This is a genomic window from Rhizobium sp. WW_1 (assembly GCF_003610155.1).
GTDB lineage: Bacteria > Pseudomonadota > Alphaproteobacteria > Rhizobiales > Rhizobiaceae > Rhizobium > Rhizobium tropici_A.
This window is the reverse complement of record NZ_RAIN01000005.1, coordinates 359,631-373,584: the sequence shown is the minus strand read 5'-3', so window position 1 is coordinate 373,584 and position 13,954 is coordinate 359,631. Positions and strand designations below refer to the sequence as shown.

The window sequence follows — 13,954 nt, the reverse complement described above, 5'->3', positions numbered from 1 at the left end:
CTAAAGCCTCCGCCCGCTCTGGGCGTCGAAAAGATTCAATTTTGTCCTGGGATAGGTCACGGTCACGAGCTCACCGACCTTCAGTCTGGCGGCGCGATCCGGCTCGATGCGCACAGCGATCAACAAGGAGCCAAAGCTAAGCGACAGGATTGCGTCGGACCCCGTGCGCTCGACGATCCGCACCGGCAACTGAAGGGAACAGGCGGCGGAAGACGAAGGCTCGCCAATGACGAAATGCTCGGGCCGCATGCCGATGATGATCGGCTGGTCCTGGGACGGATGCCGAGTGCAATAGTCATAGCCCGAGAGATCGAAGTGCAAACCGTCAGCCGCAATCGCGCTCAATCGCTCCCCGTCCCATACGGCACTGGCTTCGATGAGATTCATGGCCGGCGAGCCGATGAAGCCGGCGACGAAGAGATTTGCCGGCTGCTCGTAAACCTCGTCAGGCGTGCCGAACTGCTGGATCTCGCCGCCGTTCATCACGGCAATCTTGGTTGCCATGGTCATCGCCTCGATCTGGTCATGTGTCACATAGACGACGGTCGGTTTCAGCTCCTCGTGCAGTTTCTTGATCTCGAGCCGCATCTCGGTGCGAAGCTTGGCGTCGAGATTGGACAAGGGCTCATCGAAAAGCAGAACGTCGGCATGTTTGACGAGGGCTCGACCGATGGCAACGCGCTGGCGCTGGCCGCCGGAAAGCTGGGCCGGCTTGCGACCCATCAAAGCCTCAAGCTGCAGCAGGCTTGCCGCCCATTTGATCCGCCGATCCGCCTCCTCGCGCGGTAGCTTAAGGGCGGAGAGGCCGAAACGCAAATTCCCCTCCACTGTCTTCGTCGGATAAAGCGCATAGGACTGGAAGACCATCGCCAGCCCGCGATCTTTGGGATCGAGCTCGGTGACGTCGCGCGCGCCGATCATGATGCGACCGCTGGACACGTCGACAAGGCCCGCCAGCAGGTTCAGCAATGTCGTCTTGCCGCATCCCGACGGCCCGAGCAGCACGAGGAAGTCGCTATGGTCGATCGCCAGATTGAGGCCCGAGAGGACTTTCACCTCACCATATTTCTTGACGATATGCTCGAAGGAAACACTTGGCATCCGTTGCCCTAACCCTTGATCGCACCGGCGGCGATTCCCTGCACGAAGAACTTGCCGAGGAGGAAATAGATGAACAGAGGTGGAATGGCGGTCAGCAGTGCTGCAGCCATGTTGGCATTGTAGGCAACCGTGCCCGTCGATACCGTCACCATGTTCGCGAGATTGACCGTCATCGGCGCAGCACCCAGGCCGCCGAACGTCACGCCGATCAGATAGTCGTTCCAGATATGTGTGACCTGCATGATCAGGACGACGATCAGGATATTGCCCGACATTGGCAGGATGATCTCGACGAAGATCTGCCAGAACGAGCCGGAGTCCATGATTGCCGCCTTGGTGAGATCGGCAGGGATATCCTTGTAGTAGTTTCGAAAGATCAGCGTCAGAACCGGCATGGAGAGGACGGTATGGATGAAGGCGACAGCCCAGAGCGTGCCGTAGATCCCCATGCCGACCGTGATGACGATCAATGGATACATGATGATCTGGAACGGCACGAAGGCGCAAAGAAACAGAAGAAACAGGAATGCGCCGGTCCATCGGACGTTCCATAGCGCCAGGGCATAGCCCGTCACGGCCGAAAGCGAAATCGAGGCGATCAGCGACGGAAACAGGATGGCGACGGAATTCCAGAAGCCGCCGCGAAGGCCGGTGCAGGTGATGCCGGAACAGGCCTGGCTCCATGCATAGATCCACGGCTCGATCGTCCATTGCCGCGGCAGCGAGAAGATGGCGCCTTCGCGGATCTGATCCATCGACTTGAACGAGGTGACGACGAGTACATAAAGCGGTACGCAGAAGAAGAGCGCCGCCATGGTCAGGAAGACAAGCACAGCGATCGAGCGCCCCCTGATGCGCTTCTTGGCTCGCGGGAACATGACTTCCACCGATGCTTCAGTCGCGGTGACCGGGGGCCTGACGGTTGCGATATCGCTCACGCGTGACCTCCCTTGCGGGCTGCGTGCTGCTGCCAGGCGGTCAACGCTACGAGAGGCAGGAAAATCGCCAGGGTCACGACAAGCATCATCGAGGCGGCGGCCGACGCGTAGCCGAGATTGCCCTTCTCGGTCATCGCCTTGATCGTGAAGTAGGCCGGCAGCCATGTAGATTGGCCGGGACCGCCATTGGTCATCGCAACGATGATGTCATAAGCCTTGATGACCCCAAGTGAGAGCAGGATCGCGCAGGTGAGAAAGGTAAACTTCATCATCGGGATGATGACTTCGAGATAGACACGCCAGAGGCTGACACCATCGATGCGAGCAGCACTCCAGATCTCCTGATTGATCCCCTTCAGACCGGCGAGCATGAGTGCCATATAAAAGCCGGAGCTCTGCCAGACGGAGGCGAGAATGATCGCATACATCGCCGTCTGGCCATCATTCAACCAATTGAAGCTGACGCCGGTAAGGCCGATGCCGTGCAGGAAATTCTCAAGCCCGAGCTGCGGATTGAAAATCCAGCGCCAGGCGACACCCGTGACGATCAGCGAAACGGCGAGCGGATAAAGAAAGACGGTGCGAAACACATCCTCGCCACGCCGCTCTCTCTCGATCATGGCAGCAAGAATGAAGCCGAGCACGATCGCAAGCGCGCTGCCGATCGCCAGCACGATCAGATTGCGAAGCGATATCTCCCAGCCCGCGTCGGCAAAGAGCCTGATGTATTGGCGCAAAGGATTGGACCAATCGATCTCATAGTCCGGAAGGCGCCGGCTGCGGGTGAACGAAAGCACGATGGTCCAGACGATCGATCCGACGAACGCCACGACCGTAATCAACACGGCAGGCGCGAGCGCAAGCTGCGGGGTGACCCGGCTCCATCTCAATGCCATCGATTTTCCTCCCGATCAGCGAGTGCGGCCTCCTCCAGCCCTTGCACATCGCGATATTAACGTTAATACTATCGCCTTCTCGGAAGGCGTCAAGCATGTATTTGCCGATCGGGAGTCTTTTGGAGGAGACATCATGACGGATTCGATTCCACGGCTGGGCTTTGGAACATGGGGGCGAACGGGCGCCGATGGCGTCGCGGCAATTCTCTACGCGCTCGAAACGGGCTATCGCCATTTGGACACCGCACAGTCCTACGGCACCGAAGCCAGCGTCGGCGAGGCGATGCGGCAAAGCGGACTGAAGCGAGAGGAGATCTTCGTCACGACGAAGATCAAGGTGGACAATCTCGATCCCGGAAAACTGTTGCCATCCTTGCGGCAAAGCTTGGCAACCATTGGCGTTCAGCAGGTCGACCTGACCCTGATCCACTGGCCGCCGCCCTATGACCGCATCGAGCCGGAAGTCTATCTCGAGCAGATCGCCGAAGCGCAGGAAGTGGGTCTGACCCGCATGATCGGCGTCTCGAACTTTACCATCGCTCTCCTGGAGAGGGCCGAGGCCATTCTCGGCAAGGGCGTCGTCGCCACCAACCAGATCGAACTCAACCCCTTGTTCCAGAATCGTAAAATTGCCGACTATTGCACGGAGCACAACATTCTCGTGACATGCTACCAACCGGTCGCGCAGGGCCGAATGGGAGATGTCGAGCAGATGCGGACGGTTGCCGCGCGGCATGGGGCAACGGTCGAACAGATCGCCCTCGCCTACGAACTTTCCAAGGGTTATGCCGCCATTCCGACCTCATCGAAGCCGGAGCGCATTCACTCGAACTGGCAGGCCCGGACACTCAAGCTGGCCGTCGCCGACCTCAAGGCGATCGATGCCCTGCCGCAAAGTTCCCGGGCCATCGATCCGCCCGGCGCACCGCTTTGGGACTAACCCATTCTCCACCAGACCTGCCGTCCAAGAGGGGACAGCGGGGCGTTGCTTTCTACCTTGAAATATTGTCGTCAAAACAACACCTTGGAGCTATGTCATGGATCATATTACCGGCCTCGGTCATCTCGCCATCAAGGTCAAGGATCTCGATGCGTCGCTTGATTTTTATCGCGACCGCCTCGGCCTCAGAGAAATGCACAGGCTAGTGCGCGATGACGGGACGCCGTGGATCGTCTATCTGCGCATCACCGATCTCCAGTTTCTTGAACTCTTTCCCGGCGCCGAGGGCGATCGTGCCCCCGGGCCGAATGCCAACGGCACCAATCATCTCTGCCTGACGATTGACAATCTCGATATTGCGGCGGCAAAGCTGGAAAAGGCGGGAATTGCGCTCACCTCACCGCTCAAGTCCGGGCTTGACGGGAATCGTGGCGCGTGGATTGAAGATCCTGACGGCAACAGGATCGAATTGATGGAAATGGCACCGGATTGCCTGCAATACAGAGCCATCGCCGCTCTGAAGCAACAGACGGTGTGACAGGAGTCGAATTTGCATGGCAAAGCCTGCGGCGCGCTTGAAGGACATCGCCGACAAGACGGGATTTTCTGTGAACACCGTGTCGCTGGCTTTGCGGGGCAGCTCGCGAATTCCGCCCGAAACCCGCGCCCTGATCGCGGATGTGGCGCGCGAGCTGAACTATTTGCCCAACTATGTCGCCACGTCGCTGGTGCGCCGGGAAACCCGGTCAATCGGGTTGATCCTGACCGACCTTTCCAATCCCGTGCTGACGGCCGTGGCGCAGGCTGTTGAAGGCGAGCTCTCCAAACGCGGCTACACGACCCTCTTTGCGACGTCGAACAATGACATCGCCGTCGAGGAGAAGATGATCGAGACCTTTCGGGCGCGGCGGGCCGATGGCATGCTGGTCTTTCCCTGTAGCCATCGCCGCCTGGATCATATCCGTAAGCTGCGGGCGCGCAATTATCCAGTCGTTCTGCTGGTCGGCGATCCCGATGCGGGTATCGATGCCGTCTGCATGGATGAGCGGATGGGAGCTTATAAGGCAGTCAGCCACCTGTTGAGCGGCGGCCACCGCCGCGTCGCAATCATCGATGGCGGCACGAAGCTCGGCAACTCGGAAAAGCTCGAAGGCTACATGCAGGCATACCGAGATGCGGGTGCGGACATCGATACAGCGTTGTTCATCAAGCCGAGCGGACACTCGGTCGCGCATGGCTACTGGGCTGCAGATACGATCTTCAGCCAACGGCTCGGCGCGTCAGCAATCTTCGCGACGAATGATTCACTGGCATTGGGCGTCTTGCGATATTGCGCCCGCAACCGCATTCGCGTCCCCGATGACGTGGCACTGATGGGCTTCGACAATATCGAGTTCGGTGAATATGCGGTCACGCCAATCTCGACGGTCGACTATAATGTCGAGCGTGTATCAGCCATGGCCGTCGAACGCGTCGTCGATCTGATCAGCGCGGAAGCGGATCTGCCGCCGCCGCGCGTCACGCTGATCGAGCCGGATCTCCTGATACGCCAAAGCTCGAATTCGACCCTTCGCACCTAGGCTATGCCGGCAAGCCTCTTCAACCCGCCGCCGGGTAGCGGATATAGGCGAAAGCGCTTGAATCCGGCGCCCAGGAATTCACGTTGATCGTGCCCTGGCCGCCGTTGAACGCATCGAGATCACGCGCCTTGCCGCCTGCCGCGGACATGAGCCGAAGGATGACATCCTTGTCCGCAGGGTGGCCCAGCGTTCCCACCGGATAGCTCAGATAGACGAGATCCCGCCCATTGGGTGCCGGATGCGGGAACCAGTTGACCCGCTGGTCATGCGTGAGTTGCTCGAGCCCGGAGCCATCCAGGCGCATGCGGAAAGCCTGGGCATGACCGGCCTGCGTCGCGGCGGCTTCGGAATTGAAATAGATCCATTTCCCATCCGGCGAGAATTCGGACCCATCGACAGGGCATGCGCCATCGGTCAGGAAAACGTCATCACCGCCTGCTGAAGGAATAGTGCAAACGCGCGTGAATATGCCGCCGCCCTCGCGGCGCTCCAGCCCGATATAGGCAAGCGTCGCGCCATCGGGAGAAATGCCATGCAGGTAATATTTGAAGCTGCGCGAGGCTTCATGCTCGTTGGAGACGCGACGCGGCGCACCGCCCTCGAAAGGCACTTGATAGAGATGACCGTCATTGGCGCTGACGAAGAAGGAACGCCCGTCCGGCGATACGACATGGTCGTTGTTCAGGTTTTCGACCGGTGCCGTATTGACCCGATGCGGGCCATCCTGACCATCCGGAGAGATGCGGAAGAGGCGGCCGTCACCATTGTAGATCAGCCACTTGCCATCGGGCGACCAGTTGGGTGCTTCGATAAGCTCGCCGGTTTCATAAATCACGCGCGCCGTCGATGTAGCCATGTCGAAGACGACAAGTTCGCTGATTTGGCGGGGCAATAAGCGTCGGGTTTCCGGCCCCGGGCGCATGGACGGCATGGTCTCTCCTCCACTTGGATTAACGATAATACAAACAGCTTATGCGATCCCGTTCCTGTCAACAACCTCGAAATTGCATGGATTTCGATGCATGGGCCGAAAGCCTCACATCGCGCTAAGCCACGATCGGCGAGTTGCCGTTCATGACCGAGCCTGCCGCACCTATTCCCCATCAGAGAAGGTTGCCGATCCGCTCCGCGTTTCGAAAAGCCAACGCCATGACCGTCAAAACAGGGTTATAGCCACCATTGGTCGGATGCAGTGAGGCATCGCACACATAGAGATTGTCGTGGCCCCAGACCTTGCCGAAGCTGTCGGTCACCGAGGTCTGCGGCGCCTCCCCCATACGGCAGGTGCCTGCCTGGTGCTGACCCGCCGAAAGGCGGAGCGTCTGCCTCTTGCCCCATGTCCGCACCGCACCCGATGCCCGCATCCAGGCATCGGCTTTCTCAAGGATATAGTCCGCGGTTCGAACGGTTTCGCCATGCGTCGTTCCCGACAATTGAGCGACGGAGCGCCCATATTTGTCGCGGATTTCCGGATCGAGGCGAACGCGACAATCGGCACTCGGTATTTCGTGAACGGGCCCCTTGATCTGAGCGATGCGCGTGAAGTTATCCCGCATGAAGTGCTTTGCCGACAGCCCGTACCGCGGCAGGTCGTCCGGCAAGCCGGACTTCCAAAGAATGATCGGCAGCATGACGAAATCATCGGCCAGCATGGCGCCGCCAATGACGCCATCATTGCCGTGATTATAGTCTGTAGTCGCAATCGTGACGCCTGGGCCCTTGCTGTCTTGAACAGGCTCTTCGAATAGCCCGAAGACAGTCGGATAATAATGCCCTTGCAGATTGCGGCCGACCTGATCGTGATTGTTGCCGAGCCCGTTCGGCTCGCGGTTGGTGCGTGTCAATAGCATCAGTCTCGCCGTCTCGATCGCCCCGGCCGAGAGGATAACCATGCTTGAGCAAATGCGGCGGGACTTGAACTGCCCTGCCCCATCCGCCTCAAGAATATCGACGCCTATGACGTTACCCCGATCGTCGGTCGCGACCTTCTCCACGACCGTCTCGATCAGGAGATCGCAATGCCCCGTCGCCAGCGCGCGTGGCAGCATGGTGTTCTGCGTGCCGTTCTTGCCGTTGCTCGGGCAGGGAAACCCGACGCATGAGCCGCAGTGGATGCAGGCCCCTCGTCCGGCGCGCGGCACGGTATTGACGAGAAGCGGCGGCGTAAACGTCGAGAGGCCGAGCGCACTGGCGCCAGCTCTGAGATGGGCGCTCGTTGGGTTATCTGCTACCGGCGGCATCGGATAGTCGCGGCCGCGCGGACCCGAATTGCGGTCGCCGCTGCCATCACCCGAAACGCCTATCTCATGCTCGGCCTTCCCATACCAGAGTTCCAGATCGTCGTAGGAAATGGGCCAATCGACCAGCGAGGACCCTTCCGGCCGCCCATAGGTCGACGCCATAAGAAAATCCTTTGGGTGGAAGCGCCAGGCAAGCCCGCCGTAGACGAAGGTCCCGCCGCCGACAACAGCCGCATTGACGTGATAATTATCCTGGTGCGGCTTGATGACGTGCCGCCTGCCCTGCTGATCGATGAACACGCGCGGATTGCCGTCGATCTCCGGCCCGGTATTGAAGCCGTAAGCCTGCAACCGATGATTTCGAAGATGATCGCGATGACCGTCTTCGGCATAGGTCCGACTTTTGCCGCGCTCGATGAGCAGGATGCGCTTGCCGGCCTCGGCCAGCACGCCGGCTGCGATATTGCCGGCGGCGCCTGCGCCCACGATAATCGCATCATAGTCGATCTTCATGCCCGTAACCTCCCGCGCACGGCATCCTGTGGATTCTCGCAAGGACCGCTTGGCCCCTCGGGCAAGCCCGGGCGATAGCCGATCATTCTCCATGAAATCGCGTCCGGATTGGCGCCGTTTGCAGGGTCGGCATAAAACCCCTCCGCAGCCAGTTCGCAGAGTATGCTAAACCAGGTTTCCTCCTTGTGCTCCGCAAGGAGGAGGTCCTGGCTTTCGGACGACAACATCGAAAAGCGGCCCGACGTCTGCGCGTCGAGATCCAAGAGGCCTTGATCGATCGCCTCGCAATCGGCAACGAGACCGGCATCCCACAGCGAAAGAATGAAGGAGTCTACGCCGTTATCGAGCGCACCGGGATAATCATCCGCCGGAATGATGCGATCGAGCACGGCCCGAAAGGTTTCGAGCCTGAACGCGCGGTTCTTGGCATCTGACATGGGAAGCCTCTTGAGATCATATCATCGGCCGGCGAGCGAGCCGCCGATGCCACCGATACTGAAAAAGCGATTGAGCAAGGCAAAGATGATGACTGGGGGCGCAAGCATGATCACGGCGCAGGCCATGACAGGCCCCCAATCGGTCTGGTTTTGCTGGAAGAATGTCTGCAGGCCGACAGGCAAAGTGAAGCGACTGTCCGTGCGCAAAAAGACGAGTGCGACCAGATAGTCGTTCCAGGCGACGAGAAAGCCGTAGATCGCCGTCGACAGAATGCCGGGCAGCGAATTAGGGAGCACGATACGTAAAAATGCGCCGAACATGCTGCAGCCGTCGATCCAGGCTGCCTCTTCGAGATCCGTCGGTATGCCGTCGAAATAGGCGGCCATCATCCAGCAGGCGACCGACACGCTCGAGGCGACATAGATGATCGAAACGCCTGCCAGTGTATCGACAAGCCCTAGCCGCGACAGCATGATGAAGAGCGGGATGATGAAGACGACGATCGGAAAGCTCTGGATGATGAAGATCAGCATCGAATAGAGCGAGACGGCACCGCCGCGGGCGCGCGACAGCACATAACCGGCAGGTGCTGCAACAAATAGCGCCAGGCAGGAGGCGATGACGGATACGATAAGGCTGTTCTTCAACCATACCAGAATATCAGTATTCCGAATGACATAGACAAATGTCTCGAGCGTCGGTCCGGTGACGTCGGAGTAAAGGCGTGGCCGCAAGGCAAGGCCGAAGATCACCAGGATCGGGCTCAAGGCGATGAGCGTTACCAATGCAAGCACGATCGTGCGTGTCCAGCCGGCCGATTTGCCGATGCCGACGGTCGTGCTCGCGGTCACTGCCTTTACCGCCATGAGAGCCTCCTAGAACTTGGCTTTGCGCACCTGCCGAAACAGCAGGAGCGAGAGAGCGACCAGAACGATCGTCATCATGAAGGAAATCGCAACACCGTAACCGGGCAGGAAATCCTGGAAGACCGAGCGATAGGCGAGCACGATCAGCGAGGTCGTGGCGTTTACCGGGCCGCCGCCAGTCAGAAGATAGATCGTCGCAAAGTCGTTGACCGAAAACATCGTCATCAGTATCCAGCTGATATAGGTGGATCGGGCAGTCATCGGCAAAACGATGTAGCGGATCTGCTGGCGCGAATTTGCACCGTCGAGCGTTGCGGCTTCATAAACACTGTTGTCTATGCTCTCGAGCGCCGCCGCTCCCATCATCATCATGAAGGGATAGCTGATCCATATCTTGAACAGACAGACCGTGATCATCGCCATAGTCGGATCGGCGAGAAAGAGGATCTGCCCGAAGCCCAGTGTTTCGGCCAGTTGCGGCAAAAGGCTGCCGGGGGTTGCGACCAGCCAGTTCCAGCTCATGGAGGTGACGACGATCGGCACGATCCACGGCAACAGCAGAAGCACCTTGAACAGGTTTCGCCCAGGAAATTGCGGCTTCAGGAGGATTGCCAGGCCGAAACCGATCAACCAGCTGCCGAACACGCCGCAAATAGTGAACAGCAACGTGAAGGACGCAGCCGACCAGAAGGCTGGGTCCGTCAGGACGTTGAGATAATTCCTGAAGCCGATGAACTTACCGAGGCGCAGCAGACCACCATTGTGAACGGATTGCACGAGGGCAAACCCCAGCGGATAAGCGTTGATCAACGCCATCAGCAGGATCGACGGCATGGCAAGGCCGATCATGGTCGCCTTGCGCCCCGTCTGCGCACCGGCGCGTGAAGCCGCCGATGTCCTCGTCAACCGTCGTCCCTCCGATATCGCATGCGCCTCGGCCATGTTATTGCACGACCTTTCGCAGGGAAGCCTCCAGGGTTTCCAGAATGTCCTTAGACTTCGTCTTTCCCTGGATGATCTGCTGCACGAAGGCGGCACTGGCGGCACCGCCATCGACGGCATTCAGCGCGGCAAAGGCATGCGGCGCCTGAGCGCCGATCGTCTTGCCGACCGGCTGCCATTCGTTGATAGAAAGAACCAGGTTGGGGTTGCTCTGGATGATGGGCAGATCGGCGATGCTCTTTTTGACCGGCACGTCGATCGCAACCCCGCTCGTCCAGTAGACATGCATATTGTCGAGATACCAGGCCAGGAAGGCCTCCGACGATTCCTGCGAAGGCGTCGTCGTGAACATCCAGAGCGAGTTGATGTAATAGACGGTGCCGAGATCGCCGTGGCGAGCCTTTACCGGATGCGCGACTACAGCATCGGACTTGATCTCTTGCGGCAACGTCTTGTCGAGGCCGGTCTGCCCGAAACCCATGGCGACGCGCCCGGATTTCCAGTCGCTTGCGAGATTGTCCGAGGTGTAGCTTGCAGCATAGGGATCGATGATGCCCTTGCGCACGAGCTCGTTGATGAAATCGAGGGTCTCGATGTTGCGATCGCTGACGCAATTCAAAGAACCATCTGGCGCAAAGAAGCCGCCGCCATTGTTGATCATCAGGGCTGCAACGGTATGCTGCGCATCGGTCGTCGTGCTGCCGGCTGCAAGGCCGAGGCCGATATGGCCGATTTTCTTCAGGGCTTCACCAGCCTTGATGTAGCCGTCCCAATCGGTCGGCGGCTCGACGCCGGCCTTTTCCAGCAGCGATTTGCGATACCAGATGACGCGGAGATCCATCGACCAGGGAACGCCGGCATAACCGCCATCCGTCTTCATGGCAGGCAGCAGGCCCGGCAGAAAGTCGTTCTTGCCGTCCTTGTCGAGCTTGCCGATCAGGTTGTCGGCCGCAATGGCCACTCCCTGCTCGAGAAAATAAAACGGCAGGAAGGCCGCGCCGGAGCTGACCGCCGGCGTCGTTCCCGACGCAGCCGCCGAGGTGAAGGTCTGATACCAGTTTGCCCAGGGTATCGACTGGTAACGAACGCCAAGCGCGCCGCCTTCAGGCGTATACTTGCCCGCAAGCTCCTTGGCAGCAGCGGTGTAAGTGGCACCCGTTCCCCAGACCATGTCCCAGAACGTGAGAGTTTCATCTGCCGCAAATACCTTGCCTGCAGCACTTGCAGCCAGGGCCGCAGCCGACGCTCCGAGGAACGATCGGCGATTCATTGTCATGCTACCCGACTTGCCGTTCATCTGTGGTTCCTCCCCCCTTGTTGAACGAAATCGATCTGCACTGATGCCGGACGATCGGACTATCGGATCGTCTGAAGATAGGAGAAGCTTCTGGCGGCAAAGCCCGCCGGGTCCTTGGGATTGTCATGCTCGACGACCATCAGGCGGGCACCGCGAGCACTGGCAAAGGCCCACAGATCAGGCCAATCGAGGATGCCGGAACCGACATCGCACCAGCCGTCCTCGTCTTCATTCCGCCCCGCCGGGGCTTGATCCTTCACATGGGCAGAGACGAGGAGGCCTGCATATTTTTCGAGCCACGCCTTCGGATCATCGCCGCCCCGGGCAAGCCATGCGACATCGGCCTGCCAGACGAGCGGGCTGCCGGCAGCGCCTGTAAAGAGACAGTCGAGCGGACGGGAGCCGTCGCTGAAACGCGCAAGTTCCCAATGATGGTTGTGATAGCCGAGCGATATGTCACGCGCTTTCAGGCGAACGGCCATTTCGCCGAGTTCGGCGCCGACACGGCGCCAGGCATCGGTATCGCCGTTGCGCTCCTCCGGCGGCAGGGCCGGCATGAAGAGTTGTGCAATACCGGCCTCGGCGGCGGCATCCGCGACGCGCTCCAATTCGCCGCGAAGGGCCGGCAGGCCGATATGACCGCTCGGCGCGACCAAGCCGCGACTTGTCAGAGCAGCCTTCAGGGCCCTTGGTTCATCGAGATGGCTGCCGATGGTCTCAACGTTGGTAAAGCCGGCCCGCACGGCCGCATCAAGCTGCTGATCGAGTCCGCCCAGATGCCGAAGCGAATAAAGCTGTATTGAAAGTGTCGACGTCGACATACGGCCCTCCCAGCCCGTCCGGCAAAGTCTCCTCCACTTTGCCGATACTTACGCAATCGATTGCGCGAAGCTAGCAGCGCAATCGATTGCGTGCAAGAGTGAGATCGCATATTTATTGGATGTGAACGACCCGCTCCTGTTTGAAGAGGCCCAATGGCGAAACGAAAGCCGACACCTGCTCCTGAAAACCGCATCCCGACGATGGCGGACATCGCGCGTATCGCCGGCGTCTCCACCTCGACCGTCAGCCGCGCATTGGCCGGCCTCCCGCCGATCCCAGAGGAAACAAGACAGAGGGTTGCCCAGGCGGCCAAGGAGGCGGGATATGCGGTCAATCGCCACGCGCGATCATTGCGGCTGAAACGCAGCAAGGTCATTCTGGTGCTTATTCCGAACCTTGCAAACCCGAATTTTCCCGACCTTCTCATGCATATCGATCGCGCGGCCTATGATTGCGGCTATGACATCATGATCGCCCATACCGCCATCGATCCGGGTCGCTCCGATCGCTATGTCGACGAGTTGCTGGCGGGAAGCATCGACGGCGTTCTTCTGACGGCCAGCTATTGCCCTCCCCGCCTTCTCGAGCGCATTGCCGCCGGCCAGCGCCTGCCGATCGTACGAACATTGAGCCCCACGCCCGATCTTACCGGCATTACCGCAGTGCAGATCGATGAGGTGAAGGCGGCCTATGATGTCGTGGATCACCTTGCAAAGCAGGGCTTCAAGCGCATCGCGCATCTCGGTGGACCGCCAAAGGAAATTATGGCGATTGCCCGCCGGCGAGGCTGGGAAAAGGCGCTCGCCGATCACGGGCTCTCCAACCTCCCCGATTTCTACATCCAGTCCGGGTTCACGATGAATGACGGACGAAAGGCGGCCGACGAGATCACCAGCCGGTCCGTGCTACCGGACGCCATTTTCTGCTCAAACGACGAATCCGCCTATGGTCTGATTGCCGCCCTCAAGGAACACGGCTTGCGCATCCCCCAGGACATAGCCGTCGCCGGCTTCGACGACCTCAGCTTCTCGGCCGTCATGGACCCACCACTGACGACGATCCGCCTCCCACGCCGCGACATGGCCGAACAGTCCGTGCGGAAACTGAGAGCCCTCATTGAGGACAATGCCGGCAATGACAATACAATTTTAGCCCACGAGCTTGTCATCCGGGCAAGCAGTTTGCGGCATTAGCAGTTGCGGCCTGCTTGGTCGCATCGAGTTTGACGGCATTCGACCGCTACCCCATGGCAGAACAACCCTATTGCCATGCAGTGCCGTCAAACAGGCCGATAGGAACAACGCCGCGTATTTCTCGGTGCCGGTTAACGGCAGACGCCGGAACGATCTCCGGCGCCTACGCTTTCCGTATTGATGTTAGA

14 protein-coding genes are annotated in these 13,954 nt (G+C 59.6%); 4 read left to right on the top strand and 10 right to left on the bottom strand.

Annotated elements, in window-relative coordinates; genetic code table 11:
• From BJ928_RS17460 to BJ928_RS17450, 3 genes are read right to left on the bottom strand one after another with little or no spacing between them, the layout of a single operon-like run.
• A complete protein-coding gene (locus BJ928_RS17460; protein ID WP_047631160.1) occupies window positions 1-1,101 on the bottom strand; it encodes an ABC transporter ATP-binding protein in 1,101 nt (366 codons plus the stop codon).
• 8 nt (window positions 1,102-1,109) lie between these two features.
• Window positions 1,110-2,039, bottom strand: coding sequence for a carbohydrate ABC transporter permease (locus tag BJ928_RS17455; RefSeq protein WP_047631162.1), 930 nt, complete (start codon window positions 2,037-2,039; stop codon window positions 1,110-1,112).
• Window positions 2,036-2,935: a sugar ABC transporter permease gene (locus BJ928_RS17450; RefSeq protein WP_047631164.1), complete on the bottom strand. Its 900-nt coding sequence runs from the start codon at window positions 2,933-2,935 to the stop codon at window positions 2,036-2,038. Before BJ928_RS17450 ends, BJ928_RS17455 begins: the two co-directional genes overlap by 4 nt.
• A 133-nt stretch (window positions 2,936-3,068) precedes the next feature.
• On the opposite strand from BJ928_RS17450, the gene BJ928_RS17445 reads away from it, so the two are divergent.
• The 3 genes from BJ928_RS17445 (at window position 3,069) to BJ928_RS17435 (ending at window position 5,455) form a co-directional block, all read left to right on the top strand.
• Window positions 3,069-3,875 carry an aldo/keto reductase gene (locus BJ928_RS17445; RefSeq protein WP_047631166.1) on the top strand — a complete coding sequence of 269 codons (807 nt, stop codon included), beginning with the start codon at window positions 3,069-3,071 and terminating at the stop codon, window positions 3,873-3,875.
• 97 nt (window positions 3,876-3,972) lie between these two features.
• Window positions 3,973-4,413 carry a VOC family protein gene (locus BJ928_RS17440; RefSeq protein ID WP_047631167.1) on the top strand — a complete coding sequence of 147 codons (441 nt, stop codon included), beginning with the start codon at window positions 3,973-3,975 and terminating at the stop codon, window positions 4,411-4,413.
• A 16-nt stretch (window positions 4,414-4,429) separates the two neighbouring features.
• Window positions 4,430-5,455, top strand: a complete 1,026-nt coding sequence (locus BJ928_RS17435) for a LacI family DNA-binding transcriptional regulator (RefSeq protein WP_047631169.1) — start codon at window positions 4,430-4,432, stop codon at window positions 5,453-5,455.
• Window positions 5,456-5,474: 19 nt separating this feature from the next.
• On the opposite strand, the gene BJ928_RS17430 is transcribed toward BJ928_RS17435, so the two are convergent.
• The 7 genes from BJ928_RS17430 to BJ928_RS17400 form a co-directional block, all read right to left on the bottom strand.
• Window positions 5,475-6,386, bottom strand: coding sequence for a biopolymer transporter Tol (locus BJ928_RS17430; protein WP_245432390.1), 912 nt, complete (start codon window positions 6,384-6,386; stop codon window positions 5,475-5,477).
• Between the two features lie 172 nt (window positions 6,387-6,558).
• Window positions 6,559-8,208: a GMC family oxidoreductase gene (locus BJ928_RS17425; protein ID WP_047631171.1), complete on the bottom strand. Its 1,650-nt coding sequence runs from the start codon at window positions 8,206-8,208 to the stop codon at window positions 6,559-6,561.
• Window positions 8,205-8,645 (bottom strand): gluconate 2-dehydrogenase subunit 3 family protein, encoded by a 441-nt coding sequence (locus BJ928_RS17420; RefSeq protein ID WP_047631174.1) that lies wholly within the window; start codon window positions 8,643-8,645, stop codon window positions 8,205-8,207. The genes BJ928_RS17425 and BJ928_RS17420 overlap by 4 nt, the downstream gene beginning before the upstream one ends.
• A gap of 21 nt (window positions 8,646-8,666) precedes the next feature.
• On the bottom strand, window positions 8,667-9,512 hold the full coding sequence (locus BJ928_RS17415; protein ID WP_047631176.1) for a carbohydrate ABC transporter permease: 846 nt from the start codon (window positions 9,510-9,512) through the stop codon (window positions 8,667-8,669).
• A 9-nt stretch (window positions 9,513-9,521) separates the two neighbouring features.
• The gene (locus BJ928_RS17410; RefSeq protein WP_245432388.1) at window positions 9,522-10,418 is read right to left on the bottom strand and encodes a sugar ABC transporter permease; all 897 of its coding nucleotides are present in this window, start codon (window positions 10,416-10,418) and stop codon (window positions 9,522-9,524) included.
• Between the two features lie 37 nt (window positions 10,419-10,455).
• On the bottom strand, window positions 10,456-11,751 hold the full coding sequence (locus tag BJ928_RS17405; RefSeq protein ID WP_047631177.1) for an extracellular solute-binding protein: 1,296 nt from the start codon (window positions 11,749-11,751) through the stop codon (window positions 10,456-10,458).
• A 59-nt stretch (window positions 11,752-11,810) separates the two neighbouring features.
• Window positions 11,811-12,572 carry a sugar phosphate isomerase/epimerase gene (locus BJ928_RS17400; RefSeq protein WP_047631179.1) on the bottom strand — a complete coding sequence of 254 codons (762 nt, stop codon included), beginning with the start codon at window positions 12,570-12,572 and terminating at the stop codon, window positions 11,811-11,813.
• A 153-nt stretch (window positions 12,573-12,725) separates the two neighbouring features.
• Between BJ928_RS17400 and BJ928_RS17395 the strand changes: the two genes are divergently transcribed.
• Window positions 12,726-13,766 (top strand): LacI family DNA-binding transcriptional regulator, encoded by a 1,041-nt coding sequence (locus tag BJ928_RS17395; RefSeq protein WP_047631181.1) that lies wholly within the window; start codon window positions 12,726-12,728, stop codon window positions 13,764-13,766.
• Window positions 13,767-13,954: the final 188 nt, after the last annotated feature.

Bases quoted from the DNA above. Each gene is read 5' to 3' on its own strand.
- BJ928_RS17405 (WP_047631177.1), bottom strand. From the start codon at position 11,751: ATGAACGGCAAGTCGGGTAGCATGACAATGAATCGCCGATCGTTCCTC.
- BJ928_RS17400 (WP_047631179.1), bottom strand. From the start codon at position 12,572: ATGTCGACGTCGACACTTTCAATACAGCTTTATTCGCTTCGGCATCTG.
- BJ928_RS17395 (WP_047631181.1), top strand. From the start codon at position 12,726: ATGGCGAAACGAAAGCCGACACCTGCTCCTGAAAACCGCATCCCGACG.
- BJ928_RS17415 (WP_047631176.1), bottom strand. From the start codon at position 9,512: ATGGCGGTAAAGGCAGTGACCGCGAGCACGACCGTCGGCATCGGCAAA.
- BJ928_RS17450 (WP_047631164.1), bottom strand. From the start codon at position 2,935: ATGGCATTGAGATGGAGCCGGGTCACCCCGCAGCTTGCGCTCGCGCCT.
- BJ928_RS17430 (WP_245432390.1), bottom strand. From the start codon at position 6,386: ATGCCGTCCATGCGCCCGGGGCCGGAAACCCGACGCTTATTGCCCCGC.
- BJ928_RS17440 (WP_047631167.1), top strand. From the start codon at position 3,973: ATGGATCATATTACCGGCCTCGGTCATCTCGCCATCAAGGTCAAGGAT.
- BJ928_RS17435 (WP_047631169.1), top strand. From the start codon at position 4,430: ATGGCAAAGCCTGCGGCGCGCTTGAAGGACATCGCCGACAAGACGGGA.
- BJ928_RS17420 (WP_047631174.1), bottom strand. From the start codon at position 8,645: ATGTCAGATGCCAAGAACCGCGCGTTCAGGCTCGAAACCTTTCGGGCC.
- BJ928_RS17445 (WP_047631166.1), top strand. From the start codon at position 3,069: ATGACGGATTCGATTCCACGGCTGGGCTTTGGAACATGGGGGCGAACG.
- BJ928_RS17460 (WP_047631160.1), bottom strand. From the start codon at position 1,101: ATGCCAAGTGTTTCCTTCGAGCATATCGTCAAGAAATATGGTGAGGTG.
- BJ928_RS17425 (WP_047631171.1), bottom strand. From the start codon at position 8,208: ATGAAGATCGACTATGATGCGATTATCGTGGGCGCAGGCGCCGCCGGC.